Annotated in this window: 24 protein-coding genes; 20 read left to right on the forward strand and 4 right to left on the reverse strand. The window is 60.6% G+C overall.

The genetic code is table 11. From position 1 onward, the window contains the following. Positions 1 to 8 precede the first annotated feature (8 nt). Positions 9 to 1,235: a cytochrome b/b6 domain-containing protein gene (locus ACR0JA_RS00705; protein WP_480568542.1), complete on the reverse strand. Its 1,227-nt coding sequence runs from the start codon at positions 1,233 to 1,235 to the stop codon at positions 9 to 11. Positions 1,236 to 1,410: 175 nt separating this feature from the next. On the opposite strand from ACR0JA_RS00705, the gene fabD reads away from it, so the two are divergent. From fabD to mltG, 7 genes are all read left to right on the forward strand, one after another. Next, positions 1,411 to 2,349, forward strand: coding sequence for an ACP S-malonyltransferase (gene fabD, locus ACR0JA_RS00710; RefSeq protein ID WP_480568545.1), 939 nt, complete (start codon positions 1,411 to 1,413; stop codon positions 2,347 to 2,349). A 44-nt stretch (positions 2,350 to 2,393) separates the two neighbouring features. Continuing rightward, positions 2,394 to 3,131: a 3-oxoacyl-[acyl-carrier-protein] reductase gene (fabG, locus tag ACR0JA_RS00715; RefSeq protein ID WP_480568547.1), complete on the forward strand. Its 738-nt coding sequence runs from the start codon at positions 2,394 to 2,396 to the stop codon at positions 3,129 to 3,131. Between the two features lie 210 nt (positions 3,132 to 3,341). Further along, positions 3,342 to 3,575, forward strand: a complete 234-nt coding sequence (locus tag ACR0JA_RS00720; protein ID WP_039529899.1) for an acyl carrier protein — start codon at positions 3,342 to 3,344, stop codon at positions 3,573 to 3,575. 139 nt (positions 3,576 to 3,714) lie between these two features. Next, positions 3,715 to 4,254 carry a GNAT family N-acetyltransferase gene (locus tag ACR0JA_RS00725; RefSeq protein WP_480568550.1) on the forward strand — a complete coding sequence of 180 codons (540 nt, stop codon included), beginning with the start codon at positions 3,715 to 3,717 and terminating at the stop codon, positions 4,252 to 4,254. A gap of 123 nt (positions 4,255 to 4,377) precedes the next feature. Further along, positions 4,378 to 5,121 (forward strand): 1-(5-phosphoribosyl)-5-[(5-phosphoribosylamino)methylideneamino]imidazole-4-carboxamide isomerase, encoded by a 744-nt coding sequence (locus ACR0JA_RS00730; protein ID WP_480568553.1) that lies wholly within the window; start codon positions 4,378 to 4,380, stop codon positions 5,119 to 5,121. 199 nt (positions 5,122 to 5,320) lie between these two features. After that, the gene (gene fabF / locus ACR0JA_RS00735) at positions 5,321 to 6,586 is read left to right on the forward strand and encodes a beta-ketoacyl-ACP synthase II (protein WP_480568556.1); all 1,266 of its coding nucleotides are present in this window, start codon (positions 5,321 to 5,323) and stop codon (positions 6,584 to 6,586) included. Beyond that, complete coding sequence (gene mltG, locus ACR0JA_RS00740; protein WP_480568559.1) at positions 6,587 to 7,744, forward strand: endolytic transglycosylase MltG; 1,158 nt, start codon at positions 6,587 to 6,589, stop codon at positions 7,742 to 7,744. A gap of 58 nt (positions 7,745 to 7,802) precedes the next feature. On the opposite strand, the gene ACR0JA_RS00745 is transcribed toward mltG, so the two are convergent. Both ACR0JA_RS00745 and ACR0JA_RS00750 read right to left on the reverse strand, forming a co-directional pair. Beyond that, the gene (locus tag ACR0JA_RS00745) at positions 7,803 to 9,065 is read right to left on the reverse strand and encodes a DEAD/DEAH box helicase (protein WP_480568562.1); all 1,263 of its coding nucleotides are present in this window, start codon (positions 9,063 to 9,065) and stop codon (positions 7,803 to 7,805) included. 322 nt (positions 9,066 to 9,387) lie between these two features. Then, positions 9,388 to 10,188, reverse strand: coding sequence for a phenylalanine 4-monooxygenase (locus tag ACR0JA_RS00750; protein ID WP_480568565.1), 801 nt, complete (start codon positions 10,186 to 10,188; stop codon positions 9,388 to 9,390). A 109-nt stretch (positions 10,189 to 10,297) separates the two neighbouring features. On the opposite strand from ACR0JA_RS00750, the gene ACR0JA_RS00755 reads away from it, so the two are divergent. Next, positions 10,298 to 10,765 carry an Lrp/AsnC family transcriptional regulator gene (locus ACR0JA_RS00755; protein WP_480568568.1) on the forward strand — a complete coding sequence of 156 codons (468 nt, stop codon included), beginning with the start codon at positions 10,298 to 10,300 and terminating at the stop codon, positions 10,763 to 10,765. Positions 10,766 to 11,216: 451 nt separating this feature from the next. Then, positions 11,217 to 12,587: a DNA-packaging protein gene (locus ACR0JA_RS00760; RefSeq protein WP_480571093.1), complete on the forward strand. Its 1,371-nt coding sequence runs from the start codon at positions 11,217 to 11,219 to the stop codon at positions 12,585 to 12,587. Between the two features lie 46 nt (positions 12,588 to 12,633). Here ACR0JA_RS00760 and ACR0JA_RS00765 read toward each other — a convergent pair whose 3' ends face one another. Next, entirely contained in the window at positions 12,634 to 12,966 is a 333-nt protein-coding gene (locus ACR0JA_RS00765) for a hypothetical protein (RefSeq protein ID WP_480568570.1), read from the reverse strand. Positions 12,967 to 13,218: 252 nt separating this feature from the next. On the opposite strand from ACR0JA_RS00765, the gene ACR0JA_RS00770 reads away from it, so the two are divergent. From ACR0JA_RS00770 to ACR0JA_RS00820, 11 genes are all read left to right on the forward strand, one after another. After that, positions 13,219 to 14,379: a phage portal protein gene (locus ACR0JA_RS00770; protein ID WP_480568573.1), complete on the forward strand. Its 1,161-nt coding sequence runs from the start codon at positions 13,219 to 13,221 to the stop codon at positions 14,377 to 14,379. Beyond that, a complete protein-coding gene (locus ACR0JA_RS00775; protein ID WP_480568575.1) occupies positions 14,372 to 14,590 on the forward strand; it encodes a GTA head formation protein, RCAP_rcc01685 family in 219 nt (72 codons plus the stop codon). Before ACR0JA_RS00770 ends, ACR0JA_RS00775 begins: the two co-directional genes overlap by 8 nt. Before the next feature lie 26 nt (positions 14,591 to 14,616). Next, complete coding sequence (locus ACR0JA_RS00780) at positions 14,617 to 15,162, forward strand: HK97 family phage prohead protease (protein ID WP_480568578.1); 546 nt, start codon at positions 14,617 to 14,619, stop codon at positions 15,160 to 15,162. Between the two features lie 35 nt (positions 15,163 to 15,197). Beyond that, positions 15,198 to 16,376 (forward strand): phage major capsid protein, encoded by a 1,179-nt coding sequence (locus ACR0JA_RS00785; protein ID WP_480568581.1) that lies wholly within the window; start codon positions 15,198 to 15,200, stop codon positions 16,374 to 16,376. 171 nt (positions 16,377 to 16,547) lie between these two features. After that, positions 16,548 to 17,147, forward strand: a complete 600-nt coding sequence (locus tag ACR0JA_RS00790; RefSeq protein WP_480568584.1) for a head-tail connector protein — start codon at positions 16,548 to 16,550, stop codon at positions 17,145 to 17,147. Then, positions 17,144 to 17,482 carry a phage head closure protein gene (locus ACR0JA_RS00795; RefSeq protein WP_480568587.1) on the forward strand — a complete coding sequence of 113 codons (339 nt, stop codon included), beginning with the start codon at positions 17,144 to 17,146 and terminating at the stop codon, positions 17,480 to 17,482. The genes ACR0JA_RS00790 and ACR0JA_RS00795 overlap by 4 nt, the downstream gene beginning before the upstream one ends. Continuing rightward, on the forward strand, positions 17,479 to 17,892 hold the full coding sequence (locus ACR0JA_RS00800; RefSeq protein ID WP_480568590.1) for a DUF3168 domain-containing protein: 414 nt from the start codon (positions 17,479 to 17,481) through the stop codon (positions 17,890 to 17,892). Before ACR0JA_RS00795 ends, ACR0JA_RS00800 begins: the two co-directional genes overlap by 4 nt. Positions 17,893 to 17,912: 20 nt before the next feature. Continuing rightward, positions 17,913 to 18,326, forward strand: a complete 414-nt coding sequence (locus ACR0JA_RS00805; protein WP_480568593.1) for a phage major tail protein, TP901-1 family — start codon at positions 17,913 to 17,915, stop codon at positions 18,324 to 18,326. Next, entirely contained in the window at positions 18,326 to 18,646 is a 321-nt protein-coding gene (locus ACR0JA_RS00810; protein WP_480568596.1) for a gene transfer agent family protein, read from the forward strand. The genes ACR0JA_RS00805 and ACR0JA_RS00810 overlap by 1 nt, the downstream gene beginning before the upstream one ends. Beyond that, positions 18,643 to 18,852: a rcc01693 family protein gene (locus tag ACR0JA_RS00815; protein WP_480568599.1), complete on the forward strand. Its 210-nt coding sequence runs from the start codon at positions 18,643 to 18,645 to the stop codon at positions 18,850 to 18,852. Before ACR0JA_RS00810 ends, ACR0JA_RS00815 begins: the two co-directional genes overlap by 4 nt. Further along, on the forward strand, positions 18,839 to 19,501 hold the full coding sequence (locus tag ACR0JA_RS00820; protein WP_480568602.1) for a phage tail tape measure protein: 663 nt from the start codon (positions 18,839 to 18,841) through the stop codon (positions 19,499 to 19,501). The genes ACR0JA_RS00815 and ACR0JA_RS00820 overlap by 14 nt, the downstream gene beginning before the upstream one ends. Positions 19,502 to 19,505: the final 4 nt, after the last annotated feature.

The raw sequence follows: 19,505 nt of genomic DNA on the forward strand, positions 1-19,505 counted from the left end.
CTTTTGGGCTACTCGGCGCGACTGGCCGACAGTTCGACCGAGACAGTGACGCCGAAGCCCAGCGAATCCTCGGTCGGTTGCGAGGTGCCGACATCAAAGTCCAGCCGGTTCAGGTCGATGGATCCGGCCATGGTGGCGGTTCCGTCCTGCAGGTCGAGCGAGAAGGGCAGCACGATATCCAGCGTCTTGTCGCGGATCGTCAGAGGGCCGCGCGCCTCATACCCTGTCTCGGTCTTGTAGATGTCAGCATCGAACTGTGCCGTTGGGAATTGCGCGCTGTTGAAGAAATCCGCGCCCATCGCCTGATCCGTGACGGTGCCCAGGCTAAGCGATCCGATTGCAATCTCGACATCAACTGTTCCGGCCAGGCCGGGCTCGGCAGGGTCTTCGAATGCGATGGCGGCAGTCCAGTCGGCGAATGAGCCGGTAACCGGGCTGCCCAACTGCGTGATCGTGATCGAAAGGGTACCGTCCTGCACTTGCCAATCAGACTGAACCTCGGCCAATTCTGCGGTGTCGGTGCCAGCGTCGGAATGATGGGAAAACGACCCATTGTACCAACCGCCAGCAAGAACTGCGCACCAAACAGCCAACGCAGCGACTGCCGGGGTCGCGGAGTGGTGCTGCGCCGGTGGCTCGGGCGCGTCCGAGCGTCCGGGCAGCATGCGCCGCAATGTGCTGTCCTTGTCGATGATGTGGTGTTTCAGAGCGCCTGCTATGTGCAGAACAAGAGACCCGGCCAGAACCAGAATGAAAAGCCAATGCAGGCTGGCGGTCAGTTCGGCAAGGTCTGCGGATTTGGGGACCAGCGGCAGGTTTTGGCCGAAGGGCCAGAGGATCGGCGCAAACCCCTCGGCTGCGGCGTGATGCACCCATCCGGTCAGGGGAACAAGGACAAGTGAGCTGTAAAGAAGCCAGTGAACGGTTTCGGCAGCGAAGGCCTCGGGCTTGTTTTCGGCATTCAGCAAGCCAGGTTTGGTTTGGGTCAAGGCCCACAGAATTCGGGCAAGCGCAACGAAGAACACTGCAATCCCGACGGTTTTGTGCAGCGAGAACAGACGCGCGGCCTGTGCGATGTCAGCTTCGGTCGTAGGAATGGACGGATCGTAGATGGCGTGCGCCAGATTATTGGCAAACCAGCCCAGCGGCAGGGCAGTAAAGATTAGTAGAGCCGTCAGCCAGTGAAAACTCTTGGTCACTGTTCCGTAGCTGGAAAAGGAATTGGTTGCGGCCATGGATCGTACACTCCGGGGTTTGCTGGGCTGTGCCCAACCTAAAGAGAGTACACGGAGACACAACCGCAGGAATCGCACATTGAAGGTGCCCAGATGCAGAACGCAGGCAATGCTTGTGCCGCGCGGCTTGTCAGTTTACACCCCGCCGCAATCTATCGTCATCCATGAGGTTGCAATGACACGCGCGTTTGTTTTCCCGGGGCAGGGTGCCCAGACCATCGGAATGGGCAAGGCACTGGCCGAAGCCTATCCCGCCGCGCAAGCCATTTTCGACGAGGTAGACGATGCGCTGGGTGAAAAGCTGAGCGCCCTGATCTGGGAAGGCGACATCGCAGACCTGACCCTGACCCAGAACGCGCAACCCGCACTGATGGCGACGTCGATGGCGGCGATGCGCGCGTTGGAGGCAGAAGGTGTCTCGGTCACAGACGCAGCCTTTGTCGCGGGCCATTCGCTTGGGGAGTATTCGGCATTGGCGGCGGCAGGTGCGTTGAGCGTCGCTGACACCGCCCGGTTGCTGCGCACGCGCGGTCAGGCCATGCAAAGCGCTGTTCCGGTGGGCGAGGGTGCGATGGCCGCGATCCTCGGGCTGGACCTGGAAGCGGTACGCGCGGTCGCCGAAGACGCCGCCCAGGGCGAGGTTTGCCAGGCGGCGAATGACAACGATCCGACTCAGGTTGTGGTGTCCGGGTCCAAGGCTGCTGTCGAGCGGGCCGCCGAGATTGCCAAGGAAAAAGGCGCAAAACGCGCAGTTATGTTGCCCGTAAGTGCTCCATTTCACTGTGCGCTGATGCAGCCTGCGGCAGATGTAATGGCAGAAGCTTTGGCTGCTGTCGAAATCAAGGCACCCGCCGCGCCTCTGGTCGCCAATGTGCGTGCCGAAGCGGTCAGTGATCCGGACGTGATCCGGCAATTGCTGGTCGAACAGGTGACCGGGTCTGTCCGGTGGCGCGAGAGCGTTCAGTATATGGCGGCGCAGGGCGTGACGGAAACGTGGGAAATCGGCGCTGGCAAAGCCTTGTCGGGCATGATCCGCAAGATTGATCGCGCGGTCGCAGGCAAGGCGGTTGGCACGCCGGAAGATGTGCAGAAGGCCCTGCAGGCCGAATCTTGAGAAAAACATGCGTCCCGGTCGGGGCGCTGGACGAGGGAAGAAGAATGTTTGATTTGACTGGTAAGAACGCCCTGATCACTGGGGCTTCGGGTGGCATCGGAGGGGACATCGCAAGGGCCTTGCACGGCGCAGGCGCAACCGTGGGCCTGTCAGGTACGCGCGTTGAGCCTCTGCAGGCTCTGGCCGACGATCTGGGTGAGCGCGCCCATGTCCTGCCGTGTAATCTGAGCGACCCCGAGGCGGTCGAGGCGTTGCCAAAGCAAGCGGCCGAGGCGATGGGGTCGGTCGACATTCTTGTCAACAACGCCGGCATCACTCGTGACAACCTGTTCATGCGTATGTCGGATGAGGAATGGCAGAGCGTGATCGACGTGAACATGACTTCGACCATGAAGCTGTGTAAGGGCGTGATCCGCGGCATGATGAAATCACGCTGGGGTCGGATCGTGAATGTCTCGTCCGTGGTTGCGGCAATCGGCAACCCGGGGCAGGCGAATTATGCCGCGTCCAAGGCGGGCATGATCGGATTCTCGAAAGCCCTTGCGCATGAGGTTGCAACCCGTGGCATTACGGTGAACGCAGTGGCACCGGGCTTTATCACCACTGCAATGACCGAAAAGCTGACGGATGAGCAGAAAAAGGGCTTGCTGCTTAAGGTTCCGGCCGGTCGCATGGGTGATCCGCAGGAAATTGCCGCCGCCGTGCTGTATCTTGCCAGCCCCGAAGCGGGTTATGTTACCGGAAGCACCTTGCATGTGAATGGCGGTATGGCCATGTTGTAGGCGCAACTGAGGGCAGGTGCGAAAGCGTTTGCCTTGCGCGTTGTCTGTGCTATAGGCGGCGCATATGCTTAGGGACCGGTCAGGTTGACCGGTTCTCTTGTTTCCCGGGTATCCGGGACCCAAACCGCCCGGAAAGGGCACATCAAGGCCACCCCGCGCGGGCATGGGCAGAACCGGGCAAAGCGCCCTGAAAAGGAATGAGGAATAGACATGAGCGACGTCGCAGATCGCGTTAAGAAGATCGTTGTTGAGCACCTGGGTGTGGAAGAAGACAAGGTAGCTGAGAACGCTTCGTTCATCGATGATCTGGGTGCAGACAGCCTGGACACCGTTGAACTGGTTATGGCCTTCGAAGAAGAGTTCGGCATCGAAATCCCCGATGACGCAGCCGAAACCATCCAGACCTTTGGCGACGCCGTCAAATTCATCACCGAAGCGTCCTGATCGTTTCGAATACCTAAAAAAGCGGCGCTTCCGGGCAACGGAGGCGCCGTTTTTTTGTGCGTGCTTGAAATTCGCGCTTGCACGGCGCGCGGGGTGTTCGCACTCTGGTCGCTGAGGCAAATTCCAGACGGGCAAGGGCATGATAAGATCCACCCCGATGATCAATACGGCGCGGCTGACACTGTCCGCGATGCGCCCAGAAGACTTTGATCGGTTCGCCGAGATTTGGCGCGATCCCGAAGTTGTGCGCCACATCAGCGGCACCCCCCTGACCCGAGGCGAAGCGTGGGACAAGTTTCTGCGCAATGCCGGGCACTGGCAAATGACCGGGTTTGGCCAATGGGGTGTGGTATTGCAATCGAATCGCACACTGATCGGGCAGGCCGGGTTCTTCTACAGCAACCGGTCGCTGGGCGAGGATTTCGATGGTTTCCCCGAGGCCGGGTGGATTCTGGCCCCGGACATGCAGGGCCAGGGATACGGGCACGAGGCTGTGCAGGCGGCGCATGACTGGTTCGACAGGGTCATTCCGGGTCCGCTTGTTGCGCTGATTGACGCCGATCACACCGCCTCGCGCAGGTTGGCCGAGAAGCTGGGCTACGTACTGCTGCGCGAGGCCGAGTACCAGGATACCCCGGTTCATCTGTTTCGAAGAAATGGACCTCCGGCGCGGGTCTGAGCCGCGCTTTGTGCTGCAATGCCGCAAATTGACCTTTGGGTGCCGAAACTGGTGGAATCACCAGTTCGCCGGTCGTGTATGGTATCATGGATTTCCAGAGCGATTGGGCGGAGGAGCAAGCTCATGAGGATTTACCCCACAATGGAATTGCAGAGCGGCCGTTGTGTCACATTGGACAAGGGCCGTCTGGACGATGCGATGATCTGGCATGTTGATCCAGTGGAAACCGCTCGTGGCTGGGCTGCGGCGGGGGCCGAATGGATGCACCTGACCGACTTCGATGCCATCGAAGGACGTGATGGCAATGCCGCACTGGTCGAAGAGATCATTCGCAGCGCTGAGATTCCGGTGCAGCTGGCCGGTGGTATGCGCACCCGCGAACAGGTCGAGCACTGGATCGACAAAGGGGCTGGGCGGATCGTTATCGGGACGCTCGCCGCGTGGGACCCAAATCTGGTCAAGGAACTGGCCAAGCGTTATCCGGATCAGATTGTCCTGGCCGTTGATGTCTGGCAGGGGCAGGTGATGACCGAGGGGTGGCGCACCCAAAGCGCATTTACCCCCGAGGCGTTCATTGACGCTTTCGACGGTGTCCCGTTTGCCGCCATTCTGGTCACAGATATCGACAGCGATATGGAAGATGTCGAGGCGCAGCTCGGCCTGATCTCGGGTCTGGCGCAACATTCCCGCACGCCTGTTGTTGCCAGCGGTGTGGTGCGAAAGGCCGATGATGTTTCGCGTCTTGCCTATATCCCCAACATCGCCGGGGCGCTGGTCGGGCGCGCATTGTTCCGCAAGACCGTGGATCTGAAAGAGGCGCTGGATATGGCCCAGGCCGCGCATGAACCGGTGGCACAGTTCCAGTAAATCGGCCCTCAACCCTCGGACATCCGCCCCTTTGCAAACCGTGAAGGGGCGGATTTTTTGTTCGCCTGGTGCTGTTTTTGCAGTTCTTGCCGATTTTGGCGACAGGATGCCGACGCGGAACATACCGTTGCTCTTGCCCCCGGACCCCGGGGCGGGGTATGGACGGTTCTCATAACAGGAAGCAGGCAAGAGGCACTTCATGCGCAGAGTCGTTGTAACCGGTCTGGGATTGGTCACTCCTTTGGCCAGCGGAGTCGAAGAAAGCTGGTCGCGGCTGCTGGACGGTGAGTCCGGCGCGGGCCCGATTACATTGTTTGATGCCGAGGCAACCGGGGTCACCACGACCTATGCCTGCGAAGTACCGCGCGGCGATGGCACCAACGGCACGTTCAACCCTGACGACTGGATGCCGCCAAAGGAGCAGCGCAAGATCGAGGATTTTATCCTCTATTCCATCGCGGCGGCGGAAATGGCCTGCAAGGATGCTGGCTGGACGCCCGAGGATGAGGAAGACCGCCTGCGGACCGGTGTCCTGATCGGTTCTGGCATTGGCGGTCTGGGCTCCATTGCTGACACCGCGAACCTGATCCGCGACAAAGGTCCGCGCCGTGTTTCACCGTTCTTTATTCCGGGGGCGCTGATCAACCTGGCTTCGGGTCAGGTCTCGATCCGCTTTGGTTTCAAAGGTCCCAACCACTCGGTCGTGACGGCCTGTTCGACCGGTGCCCACGCGATTGGTGACGCCAGCCGTATCATTCGTGCTGGTGATGCGGATGTGATGATCGCGGGTGGTGGCGAGGGCTGTATCTGCGAGATTGGCATTGCCGGGTTCAACGCCTGCAAAGCGCTGTCGACCAAATACGCGGATGATCCGAAGAAAGCGAGCCGTCCTTATGACGTGGATCGTGATGGTTTTGTCATGGGTGAAGGCGCGGGCATCGTGGTGCTGGAAGACTACGAACACGCCAAGGCGCGCGGCGCCAAGATCTATGCCGAGGTACTTGGTTATGGCATGTCGGGAGATGCCTATCACATTACCGCGCCATCCGAAGATGGCGATGGTGCGGAACGTTCGATGCGGGCCGCGCTGCGCAGTGCAGGTCTGGAGCCGAAGGATCTGGACTATATCAATGCGCATGGCACCTCGACCATGGCGGATACGATTGAGCTGGGTGCTGTAGAGCGTCTGCTGGGCGATCATGCCAGCAACGCGACCATGACCTCGACCAAGTCGGCGACCGGCCACCTGTTGGGTGCGGCGGGCGCGATTGAAGCGATCTTCTCGATCCTCGCGATTCGCGATCAGGTTGCGCCACCAACGATCAATCTGGACAACCCGGCGGTTGAAACGCCGATCGATCTGGCCCCAAATGCCAAGCGCGAACGTGAAATCAACGTGGCGCTTTCGAACTCGTTTGGGTTTGGCGGAACCAACGCAAGCGTGATCTTCGGAAAGGTCAGTTAAATGTGGCGGGCACTCGCTTCGAACATGCTGACCATTCTGGTGGTCGGCCTGTTCCTGATGGGCGGTCTGATCCTGTGGGGGCAATCGCAGTATTCGTCTGACGGCCCGTTGGAAACCGCCATCTGCCTGCGGGTTGAAAGCGGATCGAACATGACGCGTGTCAGCCGTGATCTGGAAGATCAGGGCGCGGTCAACAGCGCGATGCTGTTTCGAATGGCGGCTGACTACACCGACAAATCCCAGCAATTGAAAGCCGGCAGCTTTCTGGTGCGCGAAGGCGCGTCGATGGAACAGATCATTGACGATATCACAAAAAGCGGGGCAAGCACCTGCGGGACCGAGATCGAGTACCGGATCGGTGTGACGCGGGCGCAGGTTCGTGTGCGCGAACTGGACCCGGCAACACTGAACTTTGTCGACATTGCCGAGTTCGAAGTGGGGGTCGATGACGCGCCCGATGTCTATGGACAAAAGCGCAACGAGTCGGACACGCGGTATCGCGTCTCGTTGGCAGAAGGGGTCACAAGCTGGCAGGTGGTTGAGGCGCTCAAGTCAGCTGATTTCCTTGGCGGCGAGGTTGCCGAGATCCCCTCCGAGGGCATGCTGGCCCCGGACAGCTATGAAGTGTCCCCTGGCGATGACCGCAATGCGGTGTTGAGCGATATGCAGGAAAAACAGCAGCTGCGGATCAATGCCGTATGGGAAGCGCGTCAGGATGGCTTGCCGCTGGAAAACCCCGAAGAGATGCTGGTCCTGGCTTCGATCATCGAAAAGGAAACCGGTGTGCCAGAAGAGCGCGGGCAGGTGGCCAGCGTCTTCGTCAACCGCCTGAATCAAGGTATGAAACTGCAAACGGACCCGACGGTGATCTATGGCGTTACAAAGGGTCGCGGCGTTCTGGGGCGCGGATTGCGACGCAGTGAGCTGAACCGGCCAACACCTTGGAATACCTACCAAATCGACGGATTGCCGCCGACGCCAATTGCCAATCCGGGACTTGCCAGTCTTGAGGCGGCTGTTGCACCGGACAACACGAACTTCGTGTTCTTTGTTGCCGATGGAACGGGCGGTCACGCCTTTGCCGAGACGTTGCAAGAGCACAATCGTAACGTCGCAAAATGGCGAGAGATCGAAGCCGAGCGTAACTCGGGCAACTGAGTTTATTGATCTGATAATGAAAAACGGCGGGTCCAGTGCCCGCCGTTTTCTTGTTGGATCAGGCTGCGGACCGCCGACGTGGACGGCGGCGTTTCTGCCCCTGTGGTTTTGCGCCGTTGCCGTTGTGCTGAGGCTTTGGTCCCCGGCGGCGTTGGCCTTGACGGCGTGCGGGTTTCTTAGGCTCGGCGAATTCAGGCATTTCGCCGCTGCCGACAGGGATTTCGATCTTCATCAGTTTCTGGATCTGACGCAGTTGATCGACCTCATCAGGCGCGCAGAATGCAATCGCCTCGCCCTCGCGCCCGGCGCGAGCGGTGCGCCCGATGCGATGGACGTAGTTGTCGGGCACTTCGGGCAGATCGTAGTTGACCACGTAAGCCACGCCCGGAATGTCGATCCCTCGCGCGGCGACGTCGGTGGCAACAAGCACGTTGATCTCGCCCGCACGAAACGCCTTGATGGCGCGGTCGCGCTGGCCCTGGCTTTTGTTGCCGTGGATCGAGGCCGCGTTAAATCCGTCGGCGACCAGCCCTTTCATCAGCTTTTCAGCGCCATGCTTTGTGCGAGAGAACACCAGAGTCAGGGCGTTTGTGTCCGCCGCGAGGATTTCGCGCAGTTTTTCAGGCTTTGCGGCCCGGCTGACGAAATGTACCGATTGGGTGATCTTGTCCGCTGCCTTGCCCGGAGGCGAGACCTGCACCCGCTGGGGGTTGGTCAGATAGGCGCTGCTCAGCTCCTCCATCTGTTTTGGCATGGTGGCCGAGAACAGCATTGTCTGTCGCGGCGTGCCCAACGCAGGGGCAATCTTGCGCAGGGCATGGATGAAGCCAAGGTCCAGCATCTGGTCGGCCTCGTCCAGCACCAGATGGCGGACGGAACCCAGATCAACCGCGCCACGCTCCATCAGGTCAATCAAGCGCCCCGGGGTGGCGACAAGGATGTCGGTGCCACGCGCCAGAAACATGATCTGCTTGTTGATCGACTGACCGCCAACCACGGTGGCGACGCGCAGTTTGGTCTTTCCAGTTAGGTTGCGAAGGTTTTCAGCGATCTGGTTGACCAACTCACGCGTCGGGGCCAGCACCAGCGCTTTGGCGGTTTTGGGGGCAGGTTTGCCAGGTTGTGCAAGCAGGTGGTCGATCAGGGGCAGGCCGAACGCCAATGTCTTGCCGGTGCCCGTTTGTGCCAGGCCGAGAATGTCATGACCGTCCATCGCCAGGGGGATGGCCTGGTTCTGGATCGGGGTGGGTTGGGTCAGGTTGGCGCGCTTGAGCGCGTCGTTCAAGGCTGGCGCAAGGCCGAGCATATCAAAGTCGAACAAGTATCAATCCTTTATGATCCGTGACGTCATTGCATCGCGGAATCGGGGTGTCAGATCACGCTTGCGGCGTGACCGGCAGGGTTTGGCGAAGCCTCGGGATACAGAGGCGAGTCCTCTACATCCGGCTGTCGCATCAAGAACCCTGCGTGAAGGGGAACTGGAGAATATGGTGCGCTTTGGGATCGGGCGTCGCCCGATTTCACGCGTCAGCGCGGTCTTTCGCGCGGCTGATGCGCGTTTCAGGCCGGAATGTCAAGCGATCCGTCAGGCTGGCGGATGCCATGTGCTCAATTGGCAGCAAACACTCGGTGGATTTCGGACTTTATTCTGCGGCGGTAACTTTCGGCGGGAACTTGTTTGGCAGTAGCCCCATTGAACGCGCCTGCCGTATATCGGCCAGAAGATCACGCTCGGCGGCTGCGAACAGCGTTTCCGGATCGTCCAGGACAAAATATCCCATCTGATGCATGTCAATCCGATAGGGCGTACGCAAGATGGTCAGAACGTCGAACGGATCACGGTCGGGAATGTCGCTGGTCACCGAATAGATCAACTCGGTCGGTGAGGACGCAAGACCGGATCCAAGAGCCTTGATCTGCCCGTCCTGACGGCGCAATCCGAACTCGATCGAGAACCAGTACAAGCGGATCAGCCAGGTGTAGTCGGATGGGTCCGCACGCTTACCGGCCTTCCCAATCGCGCGGCTGAATGCTGCAAAGCGTGGATCGCTGAGCAAGGGCGTATGCCCAAAAATTTCGTGAAAAATGTCCGGCTCTTCGATGTAGTCGAAATCCTCGCGCGAGCGGATGAAAGAGGCGGCCGGAAAGACCTTGTTTGCCAACATCTCAAAGAAGTCTTTGAAACCGATCAGGGCTGGAACCGGTTGAACCCTCCAGCCGGTCAAGTCGAGCAGGCGCTCGGAAATATCCGCGCAGGAAGGGACTTTGGTTTTGGGCAATTCCAGACGTGCCAGACCACCCAGGTATTCGCCTGCCATGTGGCTGTGAATGTTCGGTTCCTGCGCGGCATAGAGGTCGGCCCAAACTGCATCTTCTTCGGCGGTGTACTCGATATGGCCCCGCGCGTCGGCTGTCTTTGCGATGTATTTGGTAGATTTGGGCATTCCGTTTGTCCTCCTGCAATTATTCTATGCGCGACGAGCCATGAAAAATGTTTGAAAGGCAGTGGGGTTGTGGCAAAATTGAAATAAACGTTTCGTAAAAGTGGAACTTATGAAAGAGAATCTTCAAGCTGCTGACATAGCAATCCTGCGCGAACTGCAGATCAGCGCGCGTCTTTCGATGCAGGACTTGGGCGAGCGGACGGGTTTGTCCGCTTCGCAATGCTGGCGCAGGGTCCGCGATTTGGAGTCCGCGGGCGTTGTGTCAGGATACCGTGCGCAGGTTGCCGCAAAAGCTGTGGGGTTGAACGCGATTGCGTATGTGCATGTTGCCTTGCGCGATCATCAGGAGGAGAGCATCTCGTCCTTCCTGCGCCTTGTGGAAACGGAACCTCAGATCGTCGAATGTGCGTCAATCACCGGGGATCATGATTTCATCCTCAAGGTCTATGCCAAGACACCCGAAGATCTTGAACACTTCATAATGCAACGCCTGCTGAAATCTGGGCTTGTGCGCGATACGCGCAGCAACTTTGTTCTGAGGCAAACAAAAACACGTGGGCCATTGCCAATATTGTGAGCCTATTCCTTAAGAAAAATTAACGATTTCAGTACGGTAGCTGTTGCGGGGTGTTGCGCGAAACCTTGACTTTGCGCGCGTGATCGCGTATAGGTTGTGTCATGCTAGAAGAGGTGGGCAACGGCCCCGGGGCAACCCGGCGGCCGTTTTTCGTTTCTCTCGTGCGGAGAAAACTCACGCATGAGGTCACAGGCAAACATGACTTTGATTACCCCGGAAGAGCGGATTTCTCAGACGGCTGATTTGTTGCAGTCGCTTGAGCGATCCATTCGCGATCTGCGCCAGGCAGCGGAAGAACTGCGCAGGCAGATTGGTGCCGGGGAGGATGCAGACCTTGCCGGAACAGGCAAGCAACTGGGTCAGCTAGAGGGGCTGATCCGAAGTTGCCAGAAAGTGGAGACAAGCTTTGTCGAACGACATCACAGACAAGCCGGTATCGCCCAAGGGGGCTATGCGCTCGACCTTGATCGGGCACGATCTGAGATCGGGTGCAGGCTGGCTCGCCTCCGCGCCTGCTGCGGTGCAGGACAGGTTTCTGAGTGAGATCGGGGAGGGGGGGCTGTGTGCCCTCCCTTTCCTGTTCGAGTTCTGGGCGTTGCCGCATCAATTGCCGCCTGAGGGCGACTGGCGGTCATGGGTGATTATGGGCGGGCGCGGCGCGGGAAAGACGCGCGCTGGGTCCGAATGGGTGCGGTCTGTGGTCGAGGGGTCATTGCCGTTGGATCGCGGTGAGGCGTGCCGGGTTGCCTTGGTCGGTGAGACCTTTGATCAGGTGCGCGATGTAATGATTTTTGGCGACAGCGGGATATTGCAATGCTCACCGCCGGATCGTCGGCCCACCTGGAAAGCATCCGAGCGCAAGCTGATCTGGCCCAACGGGGCCGAGGCGCAGGTGTTTTCGGCGCATGATCCTGAGGGGCTGCGCGGGCCGCAATTTGATGCGGCCTGGGTAGATGAGTTGGCCAAGTGGAAAAAGGCGGGTGAGACCTGGGATATGCTGCAATTTGCGCTGCGGTTGGGAGAGCGGCCTCGGGTCTGTGTGACCACGACGCCGCGCAATGTGAAGGTTTTGAAGGAGTTGCTGGCGTCGCCGTCGACCGTGCAGACCCACGCGCCGACCGAGGCGAACCGGGCCAATCTGGCGGACTCGTTTCTGGACGAGGTTCGGGCGCGGTACGCGGGCACGCGGCTGGGGCGGCAGGAGTTGGACGGGGTGCTGCTGTCGGATGCTGAAGGCGCGCTGTGGACGGGCTCGATGCTTGAAGCGGCGCGCTGTGCGCGGGTGCCCGCGTTGGATCGCATCGTGGTGGCGCTGGACCCGGCGGTGACGGCTGGGGCGGATGCGGATGCTTGTGGGATCGTGGTCGTGGGCGCTCAGCTACAGGGGCCGCCCGAGGAGTGGCGTGCCTATGTGCTGGCCGACCGGACAGTGCAGGGCGTTGGCCCGGCGGGCTGGGCGCAGGCGGCGATTGACGCGATGGACGAGTTCGGGGCCGAACGGTTGGTGGCCGAGGTCAATCAGGGTGGGCAACTGGTGGAAGAGGTCGTGCGGCAGGTAGACCCTATGGTTCCTTATCGCGCGGTGCGGGCCTCACGCGGCAAGGTCGCGCGGGCCGAGCCGGTGGCGGCACTGTACGAGCAGGGGCGGGTGGCGCATGTGGCCGGGCTGGACGCGTTGGAGGAGCAGATGTGCCAGATGACCGCGAGGGGATTTGAGGGGCAGGGCTCTCCCGACCGGGTCGACGCGCTGGTCTGGGCGCTGCATGAGCTGGTCGTGGGGCCTGCGGCGGCGTATCGGCGGCCTAGGGTGCGGGCGCTATAGCGTTCCGCAGCCCAGAGCAGATGCCATTATTTAGCAAAATGTGGTTCTATCGAGCGGGTACAGATAGAATAGTCCAGTGTCGCGCATGAGCTATAACTTGCGCGCCTTCGCTCTGTCTGTCGCTGATTGCGCCGCGTTCGTGCTTTGGGCAAGCAATCAAAAATGATCCGTCATTGACGGGTTCGCGGATTTCTCGATTTTCACTGATGACTTGGCAAACGTCTTCTGGTGTGGGGTAGGGTCTGACCGCATTTAGACCCGACGTTCCGGCTTCGGTATACTTGAAGGTTGTTGGTTCTGCTCCGTAGTCCAAATTTGGTCCCAAACATCCGGACAATGCCAAAATAAAGACCGGTGCAATCGTTTTGGTAAAAATCATAAAACCTCACTGTATTCTTAAAAGCTATAACGTTGTAAATTCAGGAGTATTCGAACAAACTCTTCGCGTCTAGATTGAATGCGTGAGCGCATATGGTTCTTGGTGACTTTTACAAACATCCCTCAAAACCGATTGTTTATAGCTTTTTATCCGTTGCCCACCCCGCGTACGCCCCATTCCCAAGCCTTAAACTTCTTTCCGCCATAACTCCTTTCAACAAGCCGGGCAGAGCGGCGGCAGAAAGGAGCACAGATGGTATTCGATTTCTTGCGTCGTGGATCGGCTGAGGCGACGCCCGAGGCGAAGGCGAGCGCGGCGGGGCCTGTGGTGGCGTGGCAGACGGGCGGGCGCGTGGCGTGGAGCCCTCGGGACGCGGTATCGTTGACGCGGACGGGGTTTTCGGGGAACCCGGTGGGGTTTCGCTCGGTCAAGCTGATTGCCGAGGCGGCGGCGGCCTTGCCTTTGGTGCTGCAGGATCAGGCGCAGCGGTTTGATGTGCATCCGATCCTGTCGCTGATGCGGCGCCCGAATGCGGCGCAGGGGCGGGCGGAGTTGATGGAGGCTCTGTTTGGGCAGCTGCTGCTGTCGGGCAATGCCTATGTCGAGGCGGTGCAGGCCGAGGAAGGCTTGCCGGTTGAGCTGCATGTCTTGCGATCCGACCGGATGAGCGTGGTGCCTGGGGCGGATGGCTGGCCCAAGGCGTATGATTATGCGGTGGGCGGCAAGAAGCATCGGTTTGCGGTGGAAAATATCTGTCATATCAAATCGTTCCACCCTCAGGATGACCATTATGGGTTCTCACCCATGCAAGCGGCGGCGATGGCGATTGATGTGCATAACAGCGCGTCTCGGTGGTCGAAATCGCTGCTGGATAATGCGGCGCGGCCTTCGGGGGCACTGGTGTGGAAGGGCGATGGCCATGGGGTGATGGCCGAGGATCAGTTCCGGCGTCTGTCCGATGAGATCGAGCAAAACTATCGCGGGGCGCGCAATGCTGGCCGTCCGATGGTTCTTGAAGGGGGGCTGGATTGGAAGCCGATGGGGTTCTCTCCGTCCGATATGGAGTTTCAAAAGACCAAGGAAGCCGCTGCCCGCGAGATCGCGCTGGCCTTTGGGGTCCCGCCGATGCTGCTGGGGATCCAGGGCGACGCGACCTATTCGAACTATCAGGAGGCCAACCGGGCGTTTTATCGCCTGACCGTGCTGCCCCTGGTGGCGCGGGTGGCGGCGGCGGTGTCGGAGTGGTTGGCGGGGTTCTCGGGTGAGGATTTGGTGCTGAAGCCCGATCTGGATCAGGTGCCGGCGCTGTCGGCGGAACGCGACGCACAATGGGCGCGTGTCAATGGGGCTGACTTCCTGAGCGATGCCGAGAAGCGTGCTTTGCTGGGGTTACCGGAGCGCGCGGATGGGTGACGGGTATCCTCCGTTCGAGTGTGCGCCGGGGCTGAGGCTGGCCGCGCATGAACGGGTGGCCGAGATTCAGCACGCGCATCTGTGCAGGCGGTTGGATCAGATCGAAGAGATGATGGAGCGGCTGGAGAAGCGGTTGTGGCTGACGGTTTACGGCGTGGCGGCGGTGATTTTGGCGCAGGCGTTTCAGTCGTTACTGGTAGTAGCGCCGTAATATCAGTGGATTACGTGGAGAAGTTCATGGATTTGGAGCATAAATTCGCACGGTTTGGCGACGGGTTGTCAGTGTCCGAGGATGCAGTGATCGAAGGCTATGCCAGCCTGTTCGGGCAGGTCGATCAGGGCAGCGATGTGGTGCGGCGCGGGGCGTATCGGGGGTCTCTGGACGGGCTCGCCAAGGCGGGCCAACGGGTCAAGATGCTGTGGCAGCACGATCCGGCGCAGCCCATCGGTGTCTGGGACGAGGTGCGCGAGGACGACACGGGCCTGTGGGTCAAGGGGCGTCTGCTGGAGAGCACACAAAAGGGGCGTGAAGCAGCGGAGTTGATCCGGGCGGGTGCGATGGATGGTCTGTCGATTGGCTATCGCACCAAGCGGGCCGTGAAGAATGACAAGGGCCAACGTGTCCTGACGGAACTGGAGCTGTGGGAGGTGTCTTTGGTGACATTCCCGATGCTGCCCAGTGCGCGGGTGGCGGCGAAGGGTTTTGAGCCTGACGTTGAAAACACCTGGCGCAGTATTGCCGAGGTGTTTGACCACGCCCGGCAGGAGCTGGCGCGAACCTAGCGCGCCTCAATACCCACTCAGAACAGGACATGCTGATGAGCAAGACCGAGACCCCGGCCTTGACCGGAGAGGGTGCGCCCCTGGTTCAGGAGGTGAAGCAGGCGATGGCTGGCTTCGTGAATGAATTCAAGGGCCTCAAGGCCGAAGTTAAAATCAAACTGCAACAGACAGAAGAGCGACTGACCATGCTGGATCGTAAATCAACCATCGCGGCACGCCCGCATCTTGCGGCCTCCATCGAGGACGGCGCACCGCACCAGAAGGCATTCGACGCGTATGTGCGTTCGGGCGAGGATGACGGGCTGCGCGGACTGGAGATTGAAGCCAAATCGCTGTCGAGTGCGGTGAACAGTGATGGCGGTTATTTGGTCGATCCGCAGACGGCTGAAATGATCAAGTCGGTGCTGAACTCGACCGCATCGATCCGCTCGATCGCGTCGGTGGTGAATGTCGAGGCGAACTCGTTCGATGTGTTGATCGACCATACCGACGTGGGCGCGGGTTGGGCGGATGAGACCTCGGCTACGGCTGAGACCGCGACGCCGTCGATTGATCGGATCTCCATGCCGCTGCACGAGCTGAGCGCTCTGCCGAAAGCCTCGCAGCGGTTGCTGGATGACAGTGCGTTTGATGTCGAGGGCTGGCTGGCCGGTCGCATCGCCGACAAGTTCGCCCGCGCCGAGGCGGCGGCGTTTATCGGTGGCGACGGGGCGGACAAGCCCAAGGGGATTCTGGACCACCCGGCTGTTGATAATGACGTCTGGGCCTGGGGCAATCTGGGTTATGTGGCGACCGGCACGGATGGCGGTGTCGATGCGGATGCCATTGTAGATGTGGTTTATGCGCTGGGCGCGCAGTACCGGGTTAACGGCACCTTCGTGATGAACTCGAAAACCGCGGGTCTGATCCGCAAGCTGAAGGACAGCGATGGCCGCTTCCTGTGGTCGGATGGTCTGGCGGCGGGTGAGCCTGCGCGTCTGATGGGATACCCGGTGCTGATTGCCGAGGATATGCCGGATGCGGCGACCGACAGTTTCTCAATTGCCTTTGGTGACTTCCAAGCGGGCTACACCATTGCCGAGCGTCCCGATCTGCGCGTGTTGCGTGATCCCTTCAGCGCCAAGCCGCATGTCCTGTTCTACGCGACCAAGCGCGTGGGCGGCGATGTGAGCGACTTTGCCGCGATCAAACTGGTGAAATTCGGCACCGCCTAACGCGGGCTGAATCCGGGGGGCCTTTGGCCCCTCGGGCGGCGGGCGCGGGCCGGGGTGAGATCCCCTGCGTTGTCTAGCTGCTCCCCTCCGTCCGAGCAACGTGGGGCGGCGCGTGCCCGTCATTTTCCAAGGATACGGCCCCGGAGGGGTCCGAGATTGCGGAGTGAATGGATGATGTTGATCGAAGAAACCGCCATCGCGGATGCGGCGCTGCCGGTGGATCAGTTCAAGGCGCATCTGAGGCTGGGTACGGGCTTTGCCGAGGATGAAGTGCAGGACGAGGTCCTTGCCGGTTTTCTACGCGCAGCCATTGCGGCGATAGAGGCGCGCACCGGCAAGGTTCTGATCGCGCGTGGTTTTTCGTGGAGTGTCAATACGTGGCGGGATCATACAGCAGAGGTTCTGCCGGTCGCTCCGGTAACGGCAATCGACGCTGTCACTTTGATGGATGCCGAAGGAGCGGAGACGGAAATCGACGCTGCGCGCTACCGGTTAGAGCGTGACAACCAGCGTCCGCGCGTGCGCGGCGTGAGTTCGGCGCTGCCCGCGGTTGTGGCGAACGGTTCGGCGCGAATAACCTTCTCCGCAGGGATGGCCGCGGATTGGGGCGGGTTGCCTGCTGATCTGGGTCAGGCAGTGTTGCTGCTAGCGGCGCACTACTACGAGTATCGCGACGAAACGTCCCTTGGCGCCTGGTGCATGCCTTTTGGTGTGACCAGTCTGATCCAGCGTTATCGAACGGTGCGGTTCGGCGCAGGGGTGATGCAATGAGCGATCCTCGTTTGAACCGGAAACTGCTGCTTGAGGCCCCTGTGCGACAAGCGGATGGCGCAGGTGGCTACACAGAAACCTGGGAAGCACTAGGCACGCTATGGGCCGAGGTTACGGCGCGCAGCGGGTCCGAACGTTCCATAGCCGGGGTGTCTGTGTCGCGCGTCGGATACCGCATTGTGGTGCGGGGAGCGCCGCAAGGGTCGGCCTGGCGGCCGGCCCCCGATCAGCGGTTTCGTGACGGTGCGCGGTTATTCGTGATCCGTGCTGTCGCAGAGCGCGATACGCGGGGCCGCTACCTGACCTGTTTCGTGGACGAAGAGGTGGCGGCATGAGTTACGGCGTTTCAGCCGCGTTGCAGGCAGCGGTTTTTCAGCGGCTCTCGGGGGACCGGCGGATCACCGCCCAGGTCGGATCAGCCGTTTTTGACGCGATGCCGGCGGGGGCGGTGCCTCAGACCTATATCACGCTGGGGCCAGAAGAGGTCAGGGACGCGTCCGATACGACCGGCGGCGGCGCCATTCACCGATTTACGGTGTCGGTTGTGTCCGAAGCCGCAGGTTTTGCTGCTGCCAAGGCGTTGGCTGGTGCGGTGAGTGACGTGCTGGACCGAACCCCCTTGACGCTGGATCGAGGACGTTTGGTGGGGCTGTGGTTCGAGCGCGCCTCGGCGCGGCGCACTGGAACTGGTGGAGCAATCCGCCAGATCGACCTGAGATTCCGCGCCCGCGTGGAAGACGATTAAGCAATCAATGGAGAGATGAAATGGGTGCCCAGAACGGCAAGGACCTTTTGGTCAAAGTGGATATGGATGGCGGCGGCCTGTTCGAAACCGTCGCGGGGCTGCGCGCTACGCGGATCAGTTTCAATGCGGAAAGCGTGGATGTGACCAGCCTGGAAAGTCAGGGCGGTTGGCGTGAACTGTTGTCCGGGGCGGGGGTTAAGTCAGCCTCGATCTCGGGCTCGGGCGTGTTCAAGGATGAAGGCACCGACGAGCGTGCGCGTCAGCTGTTCTTTGACGGAGAGACGCCCGGTTTTCAGGTGATCATCCCCGATTTCGGGGTGGTGGAAGGGCCATTTCAGGTGACCGGGCTTGAATATGCGGGCTCGCACAATGGTGAGGCGACCTATGAGATGAGCCTTGCGAGCGCCGGTGCGCTGAGCTTTTCGGCGCTCTGATGGCCAATCCGTGGACGGGTGAGGTGGCGCTGACCATTGATGGGGAGCGGCGAGTACTCAAACTGACATTGGGTGCCTTGGCCGAGTTGGAGCAGGAGCTATCAGTCGGATCCCTGGTGGAACTGGTGCAGCGCTTTGAGGGCGGGTCGTATTCCAGCGGCGATGTTCTGTCGCTGATCGTGGCCGGATTGCGGGGGGGTGGGGCCGATGTAACGCGCTCTGACCTGCTGCATGCCGAGATCGAGGGTGGACCCATGTTTGGCGCAAAGGCGGCTGCCGAGTTGCTGGCGCGGGCATTCATGGTGCCGGGACAGTCATGAACGGGTTCGACTGGCCCGCACTGATGCGGGCAGGGTTTCTGGGGCTGCGTCTGACACCGGATCAGTTCTGGCGTCTGACCCCGGCCGAGCTGCGGATGATGTTGGGACAGGGTGCAGGGATGCCGGCAATGAACCGGGCAGGGCTGGATGCGTTGCTGGCGGCCTATCCGGACAAGCAACAAGGAGAGCATGATGAGCGATCGTGACGGGATTGACGACCTGCAAGAGCGGGGCGAGGCGCTGGGCGACGCGCTGGGTGATGCCGCAGGCATGGCCGCGGTCTTTGACGGGCACATGAAACGGCTAGGCGCTGCGTTTGAGGAAACTGGCAAGGACGTGGCAACGCTGGAGCGGGGGATGTCCAGCGGGCTGCGCAAGGCATTTGACGGCGTGGTGCTGGACGGGATGAATCTGTCCGATGCGCTGGACGTGCTGAAGAACTCGATGATCCGTACGGCCTATTCGGCGGCAATCAAGCCGGTCACGGACCATTTCGGCGGAATGTTGGCGACCGGAATCGGCGGGCTTGTCAAAGGCATATTGCCTTTCGCGGATGGCGGCAGTTTCAGCCAGGGCCGCGTCATGCCCTTTGCCAATGGCGGCGTTGTCAGTGGCCCGACTATGTTTCCGATGCGCGGCGCAACCGGCCTGATGGGCGAGGCAGGTCCCGAGGCGATCATGCCATTGGCGCGCGGTCCTGACGGAAAGCTGGGCGTCCGCAACTCGGGCGGCGGACGCAGCGTGAATGTGGTGATGAACATCACCACGCCCGATGCGCAGGGGTTTCGCCGCAGTCAGGGTCAGATCGCAGCACAGATGAGTCGTGCCCTGAGCCGCGGCAATCGCAACAGATAATCAC

It is taken from the genome of Ruegeria sp. AM4 (genome assembly GCF_056540665.1).

Excerpts from the sequence above, each read along its gene's own strand:
- ACR0JA_RS00785 (WP_480568581.1), top strand. The coding sequence starts at position 15,198 with ATGAGCAAGACCGAGACCCCGGCCTTGACCGGAGAGGGTGCGCCCCTG.
- ACR0JA_RS00770 (WP_480568573.1), top strand. The coding sequence starts at position 13,219 with ATGGTATTCGATTTCTTGCGTCGTGGATCGGCTGAGGCGACGCCCGAG.
- ACR0JA_RS00805 (WP_480568593.1), top strand. The coding sequence starts at position 17,913 with ATGGGTGCCCAGAACGGCAAGGACCTTTTGGTCAAAGTGGATATGGAT.
- ACR0JA_RS00720 (WP_039529899.1), top strand. The coding sequence starts at position 3,342 with ATGAGCGACGTCGCAGATCGCGTTAAGAAGATCGTTGTTGAGCACCTG.
- mltG (WP_480568559.1), top strand. The coding sequence starts at position 6,587 with ATGTGGCGGGCACTCGCTTCGAACATGCTGACCATTCTGGTGGTCGGC.
- fabG (WP_480568547.1), top strand. The coding sequence starts at position 2,394 with ATGTTTGATTTGACTGGTAAGAACGCCCTGATCACTGGGGCTTCGGGT.
- ACR0JA_RS00790 (WP_480568584.1), top strand. The coding sequence starts at position 16,548 with ATGATGTTGATCGAAGAAACCGCCATCGCGGATGCGGCGCTGCCGGTG.
- ACR0JA_RS00810 (WP_480568596.1), top strand. The coding sequence starts at position 18,326 with ATGGCCAATCCGTGGACGGGTGAGGTGGCGCTGACCATTGATGGGGAG.
- fabF (WP_480568556.1), top strand. The coding sequence starts at position 5,321 with ATGCGCAGAGTCGTTGTAACCGGTCTGGGATTGGTCACTCCTTTGGCC.
- ACR0JA_RS00705 (WP_480568542.1), bottom strand. The coding sequence starts at position 1,235 with ATGGCCGCAACCAATTCCTTTTCCAGCTACGGAACAGTGACCAAGAGT.
- ACR0JA_RS00725 (WP_480568550.1), top strand. The coding sequence starts at position 3,715 with ATGATAAGATCCACCCCGATGATCAATACGGCGCGGCTGACACTGTCC.
- ACR0JA_RS00820 (WP_480568602.1), top strand. The coding sequence starts at position 18,839 with ATGAGCGATCGTGACGGGATTGACGACCTGCAAGAGCGGGGCGAGGCG.
- ACR0JA_RS00775 (WP_480568575.1), top strand. The coding sequence starts at position 14,372 with ATGGGTGACGGGTATCCTCCGTTCGAGTGTGCGCCGGGGCTGAGGCTG.
- ACR0JA_RS00815 (WP_480568599.1), top strand. The coding sequence starts at position 18,643 with ATGAACGGGTTCGACTGGCCCGCACTGATGCGGGCAGGGTTTCTGGGG.
- ACR0JA_RS00750 (WP_480568565.1), bottom strand. The coding sequence starts at position 10,188 with ATGCCCAAATCTACCAAATACATCGCAAAGACAGCCGACGCGCGGGGC.
- ACR0JA_RS00800 (WP_480568590.1), top strand. The coding sequence starts at position 17,479 with ATGAGTTACGGCGTTTCAGCCGCGTTGCAGGCAGCGGTTTTTCAGCGG.
- ACR0JA_RS00730 (WP_480568553.1), top strand. The coding sequence starts at position 4,378 with ATGAGGATTTACCCCACAATGGAATTGCAGAGCGGCCGTTGTGTCACA.
- ACR0JA_RS00765 (WP_480568570.1), bottom strand. The coding sequence starts at position 12,966 with ATGATTTTTACCAAAACGATTGCACCGGTCTTTATTTTGGCATTGTCC.
- ACR0JA_RS00795 (WP_480568587.1), top strand. The coding sequence starts at position 17,144 with ATGAGCGATCCTCGTTTGAACCGGAAACTGCTGCTTGAGGCCCCTGTG.
- ACR0JA_RS00760 (WP_480571093.1), top strand. The coding sequence starts at position 11,217 with ATGCGCTCGACCTTGATCGGGCACGATCTGAGATCGGGTGCAGGCTGG.
- ACR0JA_RS00780 (WP_480568578.1), top strand. The coding sequence starts at position 14,617 with ATGGATTTGGAGCATAAATTCGCACGGTTTGGCGACGGGTTGTCAGTG.
- ACR0JA_RS00755 (WP_480568568.1), top strand. The coding sequence starts at position 10,298 with ATGAAAGAGAATCTTCAAGCTGCTGACATAGCAATCCTGCGCGAACTG.
- fabD (WP_480568545.1), top strand. The coding sequence starts at position 1,411 with ATGACACGCGCGTTTGTTTTCCCGGGGCAGGGTGCCCAGACCATCGGA.